Origin of the sequence: Peribacillus frigoritolerans (genome assembly GCF_001636405.1) — a bacterium.
GTDB classification, from domain to species: domain Bacteria; phylum Bacillota; class Bacilli; order Bacillales; family DSM-1321; genus Peribacillus; species Peribacillus frigoritolerans.
In genome coordinates this window covers 2,773,230-2,788,919 of the sequence record NZ_KV440950.1, presented here as the reverse complement: position 1 = coordinate 2,788,919, position 15,690 = coordinate 2,773,230, and the positions used below count along the sequence as shown (strand labels likewise).

Annotated in this window: 13 protein-coding genes; 3 read left to right on the top strand and 10 right to left on the bottom strand. The window is 39.2% G+C overall.

What is annotated here, in order from left to right; translation table 11 throughout:
- Positions 1-199: 199 nt before the first annotated feature.
- Positions 200-1,915 carry an ABC transporter ATP-binding protein gene (locus A6755_RS13535; protein WP_063590947.1) on the bottom strand — a complete coding sequence of 572 codons (1,716 nt, stop codon included), beginning with the start codon at positions 1,913-1,915 and terminating at the stop codon, positions 200-202.
- Positions 1,916-2,131: 216 nt separating this feature from the next.
- Between A6755_RS13535 and A6755_RS13530 the strand changes: the two genes are divergently transcribed.
- Entirely contained in the window at positions 2,132-3,373 is a 1,242-nt protein-coding gene (locus A6755_RS13530) for an MFS transporter (RefSeq protein WP_063590946.1), read from the top strand.
- 180 nt (positions 3,374-3,553) lie between these two features.
- Here A6755_RS13530 and A6755_RS13525 read toward each other — a convergent pair whose 3' ends face one another.
- From A6755_RS13525 to A6755_RS13500, 6 genes are all read right to left on the bottom strand, one after another.
- A complete protein-coding gene (locus A6755_RS13525; protein ID WP_063590945.1) occupies positions 3,554-4,816 on the bottom strand; it encodes a glycoside hydrolase family 18 protein in 1,263 nt (420 codons plus the stop codon).
- A gap of 193 nt (positions 4,817-5,009) precedes the next feature.
- A complete protein-coding gene (locus A6755_RS13520) occupies positions 5,010-5,759 on the bottom strand; it encodes a (S)-benzoin forming benzil reductase (protein ID WP_063590944.1) in 750 nt (249 codons plus the stop codon).
- 449 nt (positions 5,760-6,208) lie between these two features.
- Complete coding sequence (gene cls / locus A6755_RS13515) at positions 6,209-7,666, bottom strand: cardiolipin synthase (protein WP_063590943.1); 1,458 nt, start codon at positions 7,664-7,666, stop codon at positions 6,209-6,211.
- Between the two features lie 227 nt (positions 7,667-7,893).
- Positions 7,894-8,157: a metal-sensitive transcriptional regulator gene (locus A6755_RS13510; RefSeq protein ID WP_034307218.1), complete on the bottom strand. Its 264-nt coding sequence runs from the start codon at positions 8,155-8,157 to the stop codon at positions 7,894-7,896.
- Positions 8,158-8,324: 167 nt separating this feature from the next.
- On the bottom strand, positions 8,325-8,768 hold the full coding sequence (locus tag A6755_RS13505; protein ID WP_054395643.1) for an SRPBCC family protein: 444 nt from the start codon (positions 8,766-8,768) through the stop codon (positions 8,325-8,327).
- 534 nt (positions 8,769-9,302) lie between these two features.
- Positions 9,303-9,830: a DUF4309 domain-containing protein gene (locus A6755_RS13500; protein WP_231688579.1), complete on the bottom strand. Its 528-nt coding sequence runs from the start codon at positions 9,828-9,830 to the stop codon at positions 9,303-9,305.
- A 486-nt stretch (positions 9,831-10,316) separates the two neighbouring features.
- Here A6755_RS13500 and glpT point away from each other — a divergent pair, with 486 nt between their 5' ends.
- Positions 10,317-11,678 (top strand): glycerol-3-phosphate transporter, encoded by a 1,362-nt coding sequence (gene glpT, locus A6755_RS13495; RefSeq protein ID WP_034307225.1) that lies wholly within the window; start codon positions 10,317-10,319, stop codon positions 11,676-11,678.
- A gap of 278 nt (positions 11,679-11,956) precedes the next feature.
- Here glpT and aspA read toward each other — a convergent pair whose 3' ends face one another.
- Positions 11,957-13,387, bottom strand: coding sequence for an aspartate ammonia-lyase (aspA, locus tag A6755_RS13490; RefSeq protein WP_034307227.1), 1,431 nt, complete (start codon positions 13,385-13,387; stop codon positions 11,957-11,959).
- Positions 13,388-13,410: 23 nt separating this feature from the next.
- On the bottom strand, positions 13,411-14,400 hold the full coding sequence (locus A6755_RS13485) for an asparaginase (RefSeq protein WP_063592546.1): 990 nt from the start codon (positions 14,398-14,400) through the stop codon (positions 13,411-13,413).
- Between the two features lie 229 nt (positions 14,401-14,629).
- Between A6755_RS13485 and A6755_RS13480 the strand changes: the two genes are divergently transcribed.
- Positions 14,630-15,004 carry a helix-turn-helix domain-containing protein gene (locus A6755_RS13480; RefSeq protein ID WP_063590942.1) on the top strand — a complete coding sequence of 125 codons (375 nt, stop codon included), beginning with the start codon at positions 14,630-14,632 and terminating at the stop codon, positions 15,002-15,004.
- Positions 15,005-15,465: 461 nt separating this feature from the next.
- Here A6755_RS13480 and A6755_RS27080 read toward each other — a convergent pair whose 3' ends face one another.
- A complete protein-coding gene (locus tag A6755_RS27080) occupies positions 15,466-15,633 on the bottom strand; it encodes a hypothetical protein (RefSeq protein ID WP_162878727.1) in 168 nt (55 codons plus the stop codon).
- Positions 15,634-15,690: the final 57 nt, after the last annotated feature.

The following is a 15,690-nucleotide window of genomic DNA, read 5'->3' as shown; positions in this document are numbered from 1 at the left end:
AACGAATAAACGACTAAAAAGCCACCATTCCAGCTCAACCTAGATCTGTCATAAGACTTTTATTCCTTAAGATGTATAGGAATATGTTTGATTCCTTATTGAAAATTAGACATTATGGTTATACGAAATCATTATGAATTGAATTGCACTCCATTCTATTAAAAAAGCTATATGTCCTCGTGGGACATATAGCTTTTTATCATTTTTGGAATTGTAATTGATGCAGATTGGCAAAAATGCCCCCCTGCTTAAGTAAGTCATCGTGACCGCCTTCTTCTGCAATTCCTTCTTCCGTAACAACCACGATCTTGTCAGCGTTACGAATGGTTGCTAATCGGTGTGCGATGATTAACGTAGTTCTGTTTTCAGCTAGTTCCGTAAGAGCCTGCTGGATTATTCTTTCCGTCTCCGTATCGAGTGCAGAGGTTGCCTCATCGAGAATTAATATTGGCGGATTCTTCAAAAACATCCTCGCTATTGCAATTCGTTGTTTTTGTCCACCCGATAATTTCAAGCCTCGTTCACCTATTTGAGTTTCATAGCCTTCTGGAAGTCCTTCAATGAAAGTCTCCAAATGGGCTTTCCTTGCAGCTTCCTGAATTTGTTCATCTGATGCTCCAAGCATTCCGTACGCAATGTTCTCTTTTACAGTTCCTGTGAAAAGGAATACATCTTGCTGGACTATGCCAATTTGTGAGCGCAATGACTTTTTCGTCATTTCCCGAATATCAATTCCATCAATGGATATTGAACCGGCCTTAACATCATAAAAACGTGGAATCAATGAACATATAGTCGTTTTCCCAGCTCCTGAAGGCCCGACAAAAGCGATGGTTTCACCAGCTTTAATTGTTAGATCAATTCCTTTTAAAACCGGCTTTTTGTCTTCATAGTTAAAAGAAACATCTTTAAAGGAAATATCCCCTAATAGGGTGGTCATCTCAATTGCATCCTTTTTATCCACTACATCAGGCGCGACATCCAGTAGTTCCGTAAAACGCTTAAAGCCGGCCATCCCTTTTGGATAGAGTTCCATCAACGCACTGATTTTGTCAATCGGCTTAAATAATACGTTAACATATAAGACGAATGCAACCAGTTCCCCATAAGATAGCTGCCCATGAAAAGTCAGCCAAGCTCCAATCACCAATACGGCAAGGGTCATGAACCTCGTCATCATGTAAATGCCTGATAAGCTAAAGGACATAACCTTATAACCTAGTAGTTTCGCTTTACGGAATCTGCGATTATTAGTAGCAAATCTTTTCATTTCATATGTTTCATTCGTAAAGGATTGTACAACCCTCACTCCTGAGACGCTATCTTCCACACGGGCATTTACATCCGCAACCTCTGTATACATTTTCTTCCAAGCTTTATTCATCTTTAAATTACTTATGACAATCAATAACACAAGAAACGGTAAAATACAAACCGATACGAGTGCCAGTTTCACGTTGATTGTCAACATAATCCAAAATGCACCTATAAAAGTCATGAAGGCAATGAATAAATCTTCGGGACCATGGTGAGCAAGTTCACCAATATCGAACAGATCATTGGTTATGCGGCTCATGACATGGCCGGTTTTCGTGTTATCAAAAAAACGAAAAGATTGTTTCTGCACATGCTCAAATAATTCCTCACGCATATCAGTCTCGATATTTATACCCAATTTGTGACCCCAGTACCCTACGATGAACTGTAAGAAGGTACTAATGATATAAAGCAGGAACAAACCGGCACTTACCGAAACAATGGCAGACCAATCGTCGCCAGGCAGCAGTGTATCAATAAACCACTGAACAGCTAGCGGAAATGCAAGCTCAAGTACAGCCACGACCACTGCACTGAAGAAATCAATAATGAATAACCGCTTATGCGGCAGATAATATGAAGCAAAACGTCGAATCATCAAATTTTTCTCCTTTTTTACATATATTAAGGAGTATAATTCCATATTCCATATTGAGCAAGCATTTCAGAACGCCCACGTTCATATTATGGTAAAATCATTTATAAAAAAAGCCAACCCGGCTCATGCAATCAATTGAATTTAGGAGTGAATCCAGTGTAAAAAAATAACCATTCTAAATATCCATGAACCTTATTTTCGTAAAGGATGGTATTCATGAAAAACACATCGTTTCGATGCCTTTGGATTGGTCAGGCATTTGCAAATCTAGGGGATATTTTTTATGTAGTCGGGTTGATTTCACTATTATATAATTTGACGGGGTCTGCCTTCTATTTGAGTTTGCTCCCGTTCATTACAACGATTTTTCGGTTCATCAGCAGTTTACTTGCCCCCCTTGTCATCGACAGGTTTCCTTTAAAAAGAATCATCGTTCAATCTCAATGGTGGAAAACGATCTTACTCGTTTGCCTAGGAATCTTTATAATAAGTTTCGATCATGGTTTTTCTGTTGCTGTCATTTTCTTCATTGCCTTGATTTCATTATTGGACGGAATCGCTGCCCCGGTTAGCGCAGCTTTGGTTCCTCAATTAGTTCCAAAAGAAGAGCGGATGAAAGCGAATGGTTTCTTGAATGTGATCACCCAGACCATATTTGTAGCAGGATGGCCACTAGGTTCCGTCTTATTGATAAGTACCAACAGCAGTTTCATCATTTGGCTTACGGTCATGCTTTATGCCGTTTCAACGATCTATACAGGGAGAATCAAAGTCCCTGAACAAGCGACGGACCCTGTCGCTCCTTCAAACTGGGATTCGATTAAATCCGGATGGGTTGCGATTCGTCACATCCCAGCTATCCGTACCCTCATTTCCATTGATTTCATAACCACTTTAGCTTCAAGCGTGTGGGTGGCTGCCGTTATCTATATATATGTAGAACAGAACCTGCAACTGGGTGAGGAATGGTGGGGGTACATTAACACAAGCTACTTTGTCGGCATGATTTTCAGTGGATTGATCGTCATCCGTTTTGCCAAGTTACTAGAAAAACATATTGGATTCTTCATCACTTTCGGGCTATTTCTCAGTGCACTGCTGATCCTGCTTTTTGGAACTACCAGTATTCCTGCATTAGCTTTGCTGCTGGCATGCCTGTATGGGCTCCCGGAACAAATCCGGGAAGTGATCTATACCAAGCTATTCCAAGACCATGCTACGGAAAAGACGCTTGCAAAAATTCATGCCGTTTGGGGAGCAGTCATCAATCTTACATTTGCCGGCTCTGTCTTACTATTAGGTTTTATAACGGAAACATACAGTGTCAAAACAACGTTCCAATTTTCCTCCACCCTGATATTCCTTGCCTTTCTTTATGCAACTTTTAAAAGGAACGACTTACAAGGGAAGCAATGTGATCAATCGCCGTCAAGTAAGTCATCTAATCTTCCTAGATGATTTCGATTCACGAAAAAAAGGAGCCTTGGTTTTCCATGGCTCCTTTTTTATCGTTTCAAGACCCGTTTAACACAATTGCCTCTCTTTAAAATCTTTCTCGGTATGATTGGCCTGCCTCTGTTAAAAGCTGTACAACCAAACAAGGGAAGTAAATATATAAACCGCCTGCACCCATTCATTCTATTTGATAATCCAAATATTATTATCTATAAACTCCCAATTCTGCGGGAATTCCAAACCAATCTGCCAATAAGTTGCACCTATCAGTTCATATGCATCAATCATTTCATATTTTGCACTTATCGATCGTATATCTTCAAACCAAACGACATGATTCGAATTCTCTCTTCTGTAGGAATAGAAAGGTGAAGCGGCTGAGGTGTCAAAATTTATTTCAGCACCAGTTGCAATGGCAAGGTTTTGAGCATTTTGAGCTGATAAAGCTTTCGTCTCGTGGCTCGGTACTATCCAATCGTATCCATACATAGGAAATGCCGACTGCAGTTTATATTCAGGAATATTCAACAAAGCATAACGAAGAACCTCTCCCACCCACCAAAGTGGGGAAATGGGTTCAGGCGGTCCAGTCGGATACCCATAGTCAATGGTCATCACGGCAACAAGGTCAGCTGCCTCTCCGATCCCCCGATAATCATGCCCGCCTACAATTCGATTATCAGGATTATCCGCTGTTTTTGCATGTACGTTCACATGCAGGATCAGTTCGTTCAAACCCTCCTTTAATTCTTTTAAAAAAAGCACATAATCGGAACGCCTGGCAGGTGGGATGAATTCGATGTCCATGCTGACACCCCCATAGCCTTTCTGCCTAACGAAAGTCAGCATACTATTGATTAAATTCGCTCTGTATACTGAACTGGCAAGGACATCACCAGCCAAATCAGCATCGAAATCTCCATCTTGAAAGTTTCGGATCATCAGTAGCGGCTTCACCCCTGTCTGTTCGCATTTCGCGATAAGCGGGAGATCATCTCCATCAACGTACGCATGCCCTTCCCTTGTAAACGAATAAGCGACGATGGCTAAATAGGATAATTTATCACCATTCTGCTCAAGTGTTTCAAATACGACTCCACCTGAAGTCGGGAAGGCAAAACCCAGCGTAATCAATTGATTTTTGTAAGGAGACGGTATCAATATTTCCGTACCGACTTTTAGCGAGTTTTCAGAGATTCCTGGGTTTGCCTCCTTGATTGCCGCTGCACTCGTACCAAAACGACTGCCGATTCTAGTAAGGGTATCCTGACTTTTAATTAGATACCTTCGATTCACCGCTTTTTCATTAGGTATATACAATGCCAGACCAGGAACCAAAGTTGTTGATTCCAATCCGTTGACTTCAATTATCCTCGATGGGGCAACTTTATTTTTCGAGGCAATTTCCCAAAGGCTGTCACCTTTTTTCACAATAATGATCGTCATTCAAAACCCTCCAAACTCCCTCCAAAAAAGTTTATGTTATTCAGGTAATTGGATAGAACGAATTATCACATTTCCTAATGATGATTCGTTTTTTTTATGGAATAAAGGATCACAAAAAAAAGAGGCTGTCCAAAGGGACACCCCCTGCGCTATAAGCCATCAATTGATTTTTCGTTTCATGTTCTCCTATGCATCAAAGTAAATTCTTAATGTCGTAGAACTTCCCATTCTCCAAATCTTCTGCTTCAAGCAGCTGCAAAAGTTTATCTGCCACAAATTCGGGGCTTCTTAATATGCCCTTCTCTTTATATTCATGAAATTTGTCTCGATCGGCAAAGTCCCGTTCGTCTGCTGACCGGATTGTCCCTTGCATCTCCGTATCCATTACACCTGGTGAAAAAGAAATGAGAGACGTAGGAAAAGACGTTTTATCCTGTTCCAACCCTGCAACCCGTGTAAACATTTCCAGCCCAGCCTTAGTACTGCAATAGGCTGCCCAGCCATGATAAGGATTTTTTGCTGCTCCTGAAGATATGTTGACCAATACCTTCTTTCTGTTCCATTCCTTTGTCTGTTTAACGAATTCATCAGCCAATACGATGGGTGCCATGAAATTCACCCGCATGCTCGTTTCCAAATTTACTATACCAAGGTTTCCTACCGGCTTAATAGGTTCAATGACACCTGCATTATTAATGAAATAAATGTCACTTGTTTCATCGACGGCAGCAAGAACATCATTGACTAAGGAAGGTAACTTTTCTGTTTCATTCAAGTCCAGCGAAATAAATGTAAGTTTCGTCCCGGAACGGTCAGCCATCCGCTGCATTTCAGGATGGGCCGTCCGGGAAACTAAAATGCAATGATCACTCGCCTGCAAACACCCTTTGGCGATGGCAGCACCTAAACCTTTTGAAGCTCCTGTGATTATAAACGTTTTCACGGCTTTTCCCCCTTTTCTGGATATAAACTATTGTACCAAAATCGAGTTCAGAATGGTCTCACCACAAACCGTGTTTTTAAGATAAGACTACTGTTTTATGAAATAAAGCTCCGTATTGTTTTAAAAATGCAGGAAGCCTCAATTATTTGACTTTGAGACATAAGAAGTTCCATCTAAAATAAAGCAAAGCTGATTGGAGTGGGTGTGCGAGACTCCTGCGGGAAAACGCGTCCTAGGGAGACCCCGCAGTGGAAAGCGAGTGCCTGGAGAGGAAGTCAACGATTTTGCAACTCAATGAATAACAATGGTCTACAACTGAAAGGGAATGGATTTCTGAAATCAAGCTCCGTACTATTTTTCAAGGAAAAAAAACTGCAGGCAAACTCGATTTTTCGATTTTGTCTACAGTCTGAACAGACCATGTAGTAATGGTTCGATTATTTAAAATATTATAATATTGGTGATACCAGCCTTGCAATGGACTCTTTAAAACGAATCCACTTTGAACGATTTTCAAACTCTTCAATTGTAAGCTGCCTGCATACTTCGACATCCTTATAAAAAATCCTGGTCAGTGTTTCGGCCATTCCTTCATCATAAATGAAGGCATTGACTTCAAAGTTCAATTTAAAACTACGGACATCAATGTTAGCTGTCCCCACCGAGGAGACCTCTTCGTCCACCACGATCATCTTCGCATGAATAAAGCCGTTATCATAGATGTATACTTTAGCACCCGCTCTTAATAACTGCCCTGCATTGTAAGTCGTTGCCCAATAAACAAAAAGATGATCAGGTTTATTCGGAATCATGATTTTTACATCCACCCCTGATAAGCTGGCAATCCTGAGTGCATCCAATAAACTGGCATCCGGTATGAAGTAAGGTGTTTGAATGAGAATCGATTTCTTTGCTGATGAAATTAATTTAATATAGCCATTTTTAATTTGTTCCCATTCAGAATCCGGCCCACTTGTCACTATTTGCAAATCTATATTCCCTTGAGTCTCTACAATAGGGAAATAATGAGGCTGATAAGTTATATCATGATGCTTTGATGCCTGATTCCAATCCAGGATAAACCGAGTTTGAATGGCTTTGACAGCTGAACCCTCTATACGAAGGTGTGTATCACGCCAATAACCGAATTTTGGATTAAGCCCTAAATATTCATCACCAACATTAAAGCCTCCAACATACCCTACTTTTCCATCTATGATGACGAGCTTTCGATGGTTACGGAAATTCAATCGTAAATTTATAAATTTTAATTTGGATGGAAAGAATGCCTCCACGCGTCCTCCAGCCTGCCTAAATTCCCTGAAGAAACGTTTAGTCATCCCTCTAGATCCCAGTTCGTCATAAAGCAGCCGAACTTTAACGCCTTCATTCGCTTTTTTAGTCAAAGCTTCAATGAATCGTTTACCCAGGCCGTCCCTTTGAATGATGTAATATTGTATATGTATATGGTTTTCGGCCGCTTCGATATCTTTAAAAAGCTGGTCAAACTTATTTTTCCCTTCCGTAAAAATATCGACTTGATTATCTTCAGTAAGTACGGCATCATTGTTTCGGAGATGCATATAAATCAAATCACGATAATTACTCGAAGAAGCATTACGAAAAGGAAAATGATTCGTTGAAAGCTCTTCCATCTGTTTATCAATGATTTCTTCAATCCCGATCTTCTTCTTATCCTCCCATTGGAATAAGTGTGCGTGCCTTAAACTTGTTCCAAAAAGCAGGTATAAAATAAAACCGACTACAGGCAAAAAATATAAAACCAATAACCAAGCCCAGGTCGTGCTTGCTTCCCTTCTTTCAAAAAATATGACAATCGTTGCAAATAAAATATTTAGAATGATGACGAGGCCGAGCAAAACCGATGTAACATGCGTAAATTCCATAGCATACCCTCACTAAATTTTTATCCCTTTAAGGATACCATGCAAATTCTTTATATCAAAGGATTTGCTTATCAGAAATGAAAACAGAGAATTCACAAAAATGGACCTCTTCTTGAGAGGCCCATTTTAAAAAATCCATCCACCCCGGACACTAAAATTTCTCAGATTGGCCAGGCAGTCTAATAATATTTTTCTTAAAAATTCCTATTTAACAATAATATAATTGCTTACCGGCTTTTCACTAATAAATTCACAGCTTCTTTCACTAGCTCTTCAGGATTCTTTTCTCCGGATTCATTAGCCTCCCGGACGCATTCAACAAGATTGGAACTTACTATTACCCCAATTGTCCGATCGATTGCAGATCTGGTTGCAGATAACTGAGTTACTACATCCCTGCAATCTTTATTATCCTCCATCATTTTCAAAATCCCACGAAGCTGTCCTTCAATTCGCTTCACTCTATTTTTAACCTGCTTATCGTACTCCATGTGAGGCCTCCTACCCTGCCTATTACTTATGAATCCTATCCAGACATCCATCATAAAACCCTTTCAGACGAAATGAAGGTTTGATAAAAATCTTACAATTTATAATACATACCACTTAGGTATAATTGTCAAGTGCCAATATCCAATAAAACTCCAATATGTAATTCCTATTTTTGTACAAGAAGACTTTGTGCAACTGCCTCAGAAAACTCGATCGTCATTTGGGGAACGTAGGTTTTTAACAAAGCATTGACGATAGGGGCTTTAGCGCCTTTTGCCGTAATCGCCAGGCAGCCAGTCATTTTAGTCTGTCCAATTCCGCACTCTTCCGCTAAAAAATAGCCATGCCCATCAAATTTTTCATTTAATCCCTTAAGCTTAAATGTTACCTTATCTGGTTCAATCCATTCCAATATATTCACTTCCAGTTTAATTTTCTTCTTCATTAGTCCCAAATCGCTTTTAAACTCCCAAATAAGTGTCCGCTCATTTATCATCTCATGATTGATATATCCTGGGACTAGAGGTGCCCAACGATCTATGCTACTTACAAAACCCCATACCGTTTTTTTGGAAACAGGTAATATGATACTATGCACACCTTCTGACAAAGCAGTTCCCCCTTAATCATTCTATTTACATCTTTGTAATGTATGTCTGAACAATACTGAATAGAACGGTAAAATTAGATTCTTGAACAAAATTCTCCCGGTGTAAGAAACCATTTAAAGATAATAACAGCAAAGAATCGCCCCTGTAAAAAAGGGACGATCATTTTTTATTGCTGGGCCACAGATTTAGACAAACTCGATACAAATATAGAATGCCTACATTTTTTTGAGGGAGTGTAAAAATATAAGCGTTGATTTCCACTTCAGGCACTCGCTTTCCGCGGGCGGTCGGGGAGCCTCCCTCGGCGCTCTTGGCGCCAGTGGGGTCTCCCTTGGAAGCGCTTTTCCCGCAGGAGTCTCGTACCCTCCGTTCCAATCAAACTTTGCTTAAAATTCAGATGCAACCCTTTTGGTCTACAAACTCAGACCCAGCTTAATCGCTGGGACTTTTTTTAGGCAAAGATTATTCTTCCGTATCTTTTACAGTTTCTTCATTTTCTACAATTAAAGAAGGTTCAGGATCAGAATTACTTATTAATCTGGTGCGAATTCAACCGTATACATATTCAATCTTGGATTTGGGTCAATCCAGGCGCTTTCAAACACGAAGACCACTTTATAATTTGCGTAATCGGTATAAGTGACATAGTAATTCCCTTCTTGCTCCACTTCACTTACCGGTTCACCGATCAATTCCTTCAACATGGATAAATGAATGGTTTGCAATTGCGGATCAAAATCATCAATGGCGGTAATCGTCTTTCTACCTGTTGAACCGTCATAGAGGAATCGGACATTCCGGCTCCAATAATTGGCTGCAACGGTACTTAAATCTTCCGGTTCACCCCAGGCTTTTTCCACTTTCTTCAACGAATCACCTACAGAAAATGGTCCACTGCTAATGGATTGTTGTGATTCGTAGGCTAAACCCATGATTTGCCGAATCAAAAGGTCTGGCGTGGATTGCGATGATATTGAATCTGTTGAAGCATAAGCAGCCTGCACACTAAACATGAGAAATGCGAGCATTAGAAATGTAACGCTTCGGATAAAACGATTCACTTGTTTCAAAATATCCTCCCTTCCATATGGAAATGACGATTACATCATTTTGACAATCTAAAAAAGATGAAAAATTGCGCATGTCATTCCATTTGGGTTTTTACCATTACCATTAATATTCATTGGAACTTTGGACACATACCATTCGTTCAGAAAAAATTTTCAAATGAAAAGATTAACCGATTAAGCCATTTCAAGTGAGCCACATTTTATCCTGATCTAAAACTGATGCCAAAAAGGACTCAGTCAGTAACTTGAAGTCAATGGTTCCTTCTTTGTCCGAATGGGCACAAAAAAATGTTGACAGCGTTTTCTTATGAAGATAGTATAATTATTACAAGTTAACGATGGTGGAGATTTGGAGACTCATGCTTTAATAGGACCTTTTAACAAAAAGGTTACTATTTTGGTATGGGTTTTTTTTATGTATCATCATCATTACTTTATTTAATTAGGTTCAAAAATATCATATTAAGGAGGAATTGGATGCTCAAATTATTTAAGCCAGCTCTACCAGTTGAAAGATTACCGGAAGGAAAAATAGATTCTGAATATAAGAAACTCAGATTACAAGTTTTCATCGGTATCTTCATTGGATATGCAGCGTATTATTTAATTCGTAAAAACTTTTCCATGGCAATGCCATATTTAAAGGAGGAAGGCTATACAACTGGAGAGCTAGGTCTTGCATTATCAGCTATCTCGATTTCATATGGGATAAGTAAGTTTGTAATGGGGACTGTGTCAGACCGAAGTAACGCGAGGTATTTCTTGCCAGTAGGTTTGATACTTGCTGGAATCGTCAGCTTACTTATGGGACTTGTTCCATTTTTCACATCATCGGTTACAATCATGTTCATCATGTTATTCATTAATGGGTGGTTTCAAGGAATGGGTTGGCCTCCATCAGGGAGAGTCCTTGTCCACTGGTTCAGTGTAAGTGAAAGAGGAGGGAAAACGGCAATTTGGAATGTTGCCCACAATGTGGGTGGTGGCTTAATGGCACCATTGGCAATTGCAGGTGTCTCCATATTTGCAACATTAATGGGTTCTTCATATGCAGGTTATGAAGGAATTTTTATACTACCTGCTCTAGTTGCCATATTAATAGCAATCATATCATTTATCTTGATACGTGATACACCACAATCAGTTGGATTGCCGCCGATTGAAGAGTATCGTAATGATTTTCCAAATAAAATGAAAAAAACGTTTGAAACAGAACTGACAACAAAAGAGATATTATTTAAATATGTATTAAATAACAAATGGGTCTGGGCGATTGCGATTGCAAACATCTTTGTCTATTTCGTCCGTTATGGGGTACTTGATTGGGCACCAACCTATTTAAGCGAAGAAAAGGGCTTCAACATGGACGAGTCCAGTACGGCTTATTTCTTATACGAATGGGCTGGTATTCCGGGTACTTTATTATGCGGCTATATCTCTGATAAAGTTTTTAAAGGCCGTCGGGGACCTGCTGGCGTTGTCTTCATGCTAGGAGTATTAATCGCAGTCCTTGTTTATTGGTTTAACCCTGCAGGCAACCCAATGATTGATATTATATCCCTAATTGCGATTGGATTCTTAATTTATGGACCAGTAATGTTAATAGGTCTGCAAGCACTTGATTTAGTTCCTAAAAAAGCTGCAGGCACTGCAGCAGGACTGACTGGCTTATTTGGATATCTAGGTGGATCTGTAGCGGCTAATGCCATTATGGGATACGTAGTTGACTTTTCAGGCTGGAATGCAGGTTTTACATTAATTACGATTTCTTGTGTACTGGCAGTAGTGGTCTTTGCATGTACTTGGAATGTTCGAGGACAGGAAGTGGTAAAGGGCTAATACAAGCATATTATTGAGCTCAAGTTTCCCCATACCCCTGGATATATTCTAAGGGGGATGGGTTTTCTATTGTCAGTTAAACCGATCCATGATTAGATTGACGCTCTAAATAACTGAATATTAAGTTATCTATGGCAAAAAGCAGTTGACGCAAGTTTGTTTGACATATCTTATTGAAATGCATATAAAAAATGACCATGCCTTTATACCAACGGTCCTAAAGGCATAGTCATTATATCAAAAATCATATAGATTCATATTTTCTACCAAAATACTGGTTATTGCCGATCAAAAAGAGAAGCCCCCGCTATTCCGGGTTTTGTCATCTCATAAGGATTTAGAATCAGATCCAATTCTTCTTCTGTCAACACATCATATTGTAAACAAAGTTCGCGAACAGACTTCCCTTTCAATATCGCTTCACGGGCAATACGTGAAACCACTTCGTACCCAAGGTGCGGATTGACTGCTGTAATCACTCCGACACTTTGTTCGACATAATCCTTTAAATGCTGCTCATTAGCCTCAATGCCTTCCAAACAATAATCTGTAAAGACATTGAAAGCATTGTTCATAATGCTGATAGATTGCAACAAATTGAATACAAGCACTGGCTCCATTACGTTCAACTCTAGTTGTCCCGCTTCTGATGCTAAGCAAATCGTATTATCGTTCCCGATTACTTGGAAAGCGACTTGATTAATTAATTCTGGCATGACTGGATTTACTTTACCTGGCATGATGGATGAACCTGGTTGACGGGCTGGAAGTGTGATTTCTCCTAATCCCGCTCTCGGTCCTGAAGCCATCAAACGTAAATCATTTGCAATTTTAGACATATTCATCATACATACTTTCAATGAAGCTGATACCTCAGTGTATGCATCCGTATTTTGGGTTGCATCTACTAAATGTTCTGCTCCTACAAGCGGCAAGTTACTGATTTCAGCTAAATATGTAACAACGTTTTCAATGTAACGCGGATCTGCGTTCAATCCCGTTCCCACTGCTGTTGCTCCCATATTCACTTCATATAAATGTTGACGTGATTGACTTATTCTTTTTATATCCCGATCCAAAACGCGACTGTAAGCCTCAAATTCTTGACCAAGTCGAATCGGCACTGCGTCCTGAAGATGTGTGCGACCCATTTTGATAACATGATCAAATTGTTTTGCTTTTTTCTTTAAAACCGTACTCATCTTGGTCATTGTTTGTAACAATTGCTCCAAAAGACGCAGTGTGGATAAATGAATGGCAGTTGGGAATACGTCATTGGTTGATTGAGACATGTTAACATGGCTATTTGGGCTAACATGTACATAATCACCTTTATTGTGTCCCATAAGTTCTAACGCACGGTTGGCAACGATTTCATTAATATTCATATTCATCGATGTCCCCGCACCGCCTTGAATTGGGTCAACGATGAAATATTCATGCCACTTTCCATCGATCACTTCTTCAGAAGCTTTGACGATAGCGCTTCCAATACCATCATATAACCGTTTGGTATCCATATTCGCTAAAGCGGCCGCTTTTTTAATCATGGCCAGTGCACGAATCATTTCTTCATTGACTTTGTAACCGGTAATCGGAAAATTTTCCACTGCGCGTAAAGTTTGTATACCATAATAAACATCTGCTGGAATTTCCTTTTCCCCAAGAAAGTCTTTCTCGATTCGGTATGTTTTCTCTTCTATCAACATTTCCTCTTGCCCCTTTGTTTGTTCTAGAATGTAATGTCCTCTGCAATCGGTGTTTCCATCATTTCCTTCACTTTTTTAGGATCCTGTGTCTTCGCTAATATCCACATCAACTTAGGAACGATGGCTTCTGTATTCATATTCCTGGAACGAATGATGACATTCTTGTTCACTTTTCGTCCCACTTCGTAAATATCCATATCTTCCCCTTCTTCTAAGCATTGGGTAGTAATGACAACGGATATTCCACATTGCACTAACTCATTCAATTTCTCTAAAATGTTTCTTCCTTGAAATGGAATACCACCGCTTCCATAACTTTCAATTACGATTCCCCGACATTGCTTTTTCAGGTAATCAAAGAATTCAGGCTTAATACCGGGATGCAGCTTGACTAAAGCAACATCAGTACATAGGGAAGCATCCAACTTAGCTTCCTTATTCTTTGGTGAATGAACTGGCTTTAGATACTCAATTTTATCTTTGAATATGGTCGCAATATAAGGATAGTTAATACTTTCAAACGAATCATAGCTTTTCGTTCTCAATTTAATGGCCCTCGTACCCTGAATGACTCTGCCATCAAAAACAACATATACTCCTCCAATATCTTCACAAGCAAACCGGATCGCATCAGAGATATTCCTTTTGGCATCTGTCTTTTTAAAGGCAATCGGGACCTGAGAACCAGTAATGACGATTGGTTTCCCTAAATCTTGTAACATATATGAGAGCGCAGCAGAAGTGTAAGCCATTGTATCAGTTCCATGGGTAATCACAAAGCCATCGTAATCATGGTAGTGCTTATGGATGGATTGTGCCATTTCTGTCCAATCTTCCGGCTGCATATTTGTACTATCAATATTCATCAAAGGCTTACTATCAATCTGACATAGTAAATCCAATCCCGGTAGGTGGCCTAAAATTTCGTCAGCTTTCATTCCTGGAACAAGTCCATTTTTTCCTTCTAACGATGCAATTGTACCACCTGTAGTAAGCAACATCAACTTCTTCATTTTTGATTTTAACTTTTCCAATATACTACCCCCTAATAAGCCTCCCTGTTTCACTATCATTCTAATATCTCAGAAAAGGATTTTTCCGCTGTAAATGTTCATGTAACGCGTACAACACATGTAATTATAGTCATGTTTCATAGTGAAATCAAGCGAAAGTTATTCATTACGCGTACACTTTTTTCAATATGATGTTATAATGGATTTATATAAAAGGAGAGTAATAATAATGATTTTAAATAGATTGACTACATTAAGGAAGTCCAAAAGATGGTCTTTGCAATATACCGCTGACAGGCTCGGAATCGCCAAAAGTACCTATGCCGGTTACGAATCGGGCCACCGCCGCCCTTCATTAGAAACGATTAATTTATTGGCAGGCTTATATGATACCTCAACTGATTACATTCTGGGTCGAGTAGATTATCCATCTAAGGATATGGGTAATGGGTCACCTCAAGTCATGGAATTAACGGATTTACCAGATATGAAGCTAGCTGTAGATGGAATTTCCCTTTCTGAAGAGGAAACGATTCAATTTATCGCTTTTATTAGAGCTAAACGGGAAGTGGAAATAAATCGCGATAAACAAAATGAAACATAGCAGACATTGAGTTTAAACTGGTATTTGGTAAAAGAACCGTACTTCATCAAAACAGGTTCTTATACTGCCTGACATGTTCATTATAACTGTAATATACCGCGGCTTTCATTAATTAGGATAGGTCGGTTCGCCCATTTTGACGGTTGCACGTAATTATTTCTGTGTTTAGAAATTTAAATTTCATTAATTATTATATAGAAGAAAGTCGGTTTTTTTAAAAAAATCATCCATCTTCATTTTCTGTTGTCCTCTTTAGCCTTATTCTTTTTCCCCCTTTATCTATTTGCAATGAAAGAAAAAACATGGCAAAGATCATGGTTTCCCCCGGTGAATTAATCAAAAAAAGAAGCAACATGAAGTGAGAGTTATGTCTTAATTCATGTGCTTCTTTATTGAAATCCTTAAAGAAATGGAAAATTGCTCAATATAATGTCTCAACAGATATGCTGCATTTCCATATATTAAGGCATTTCATCTTCTTTTTCCCTATTCTTGAAAGCTTCATGAGTGACAATATCCTCAATCTGTTCATACTGGCGGCTGTGTTCCTTCTCTTCGCTAATTCTATTATTGGGTAAATTTCCTGGATGTCCTTTTTCTTTATGATTAAAATTTTTACCACGACTCATAACTCATTCTCTCCTTTCCATTCATTGTTTGTCTAGTTTTCCCAAGCACGAAAAAAA

Bases quoted from the DNA above. Each gene is read 5' to 3' on its own strand.
- A6755_RS13485 (WP_063592546.1), bottom strand. From the start codon at position 14,400: ATGAAGAAGTTGATGTTGCTTACTACAGGTGGTACAATTGCATCGTTA.
- glpT (WP_034307225.1), top strand. From the start codon at position 10,317: ATGCTCAAATTATTTAAGCCAGCTCTACCAGTTGAAAGATTACCGGAA.
- A6755_RS13480 (WP_063590942.1), top strand. From the start codon at position 14,630: ATGATTTTAAATAGATTGACTACATTAAGGAAGTCCAAAAGATGGTCT.
- A6755_RS13530 (WP_063590946.1), top strand. From the start codon at position 2,132: ATGAAAAACACATCGTTTCGATGCCTTTGGATTGGTCAGGCATTTGCA.
- A6755_RS27080 (WP_162878727.1), bottom strand. From the start codon at position 15,633: ATGAGTCGTGGTAAAAATTTTAATCATAAAGAAAAAGGACATCCAGGA.
- cls (WP_063590943.1), bottom strand. From the start codon at position 7,666: ATGGAATTTACGCATGTTACATCGGTTTTGCTCGGCCTCGTCATCATT.
- A6755_RS13510 (WP_034307218.1), bottom strand. From the start codon at position 8,157: ATGGAGTACGATAAGCAGGTTAAAAATAGAGTGAAGCGAATTGAAGGA.
- aspA (WP_034307227.1), bottom strand. From the start codon at position 13,387: ATGTTGATAGAAGAGAAAACATACCGAATCGAGAAAGACTTTCTTGGG.
- A6755_RS13525 (WP_063590945.1), bottom strand. From the start codon at position 4,816: ATGACGATCATTATTGTGAAAAAAGGTGACAGCCTTTGGGAAATTGCC.
- A6755_RS13535 (WP_063590947.1), bottom strand. From the start codon at position 1,915: ATGATTCGACGTTTTGCTTCATATTATCTGCCGCATAAGCGGTTATTC.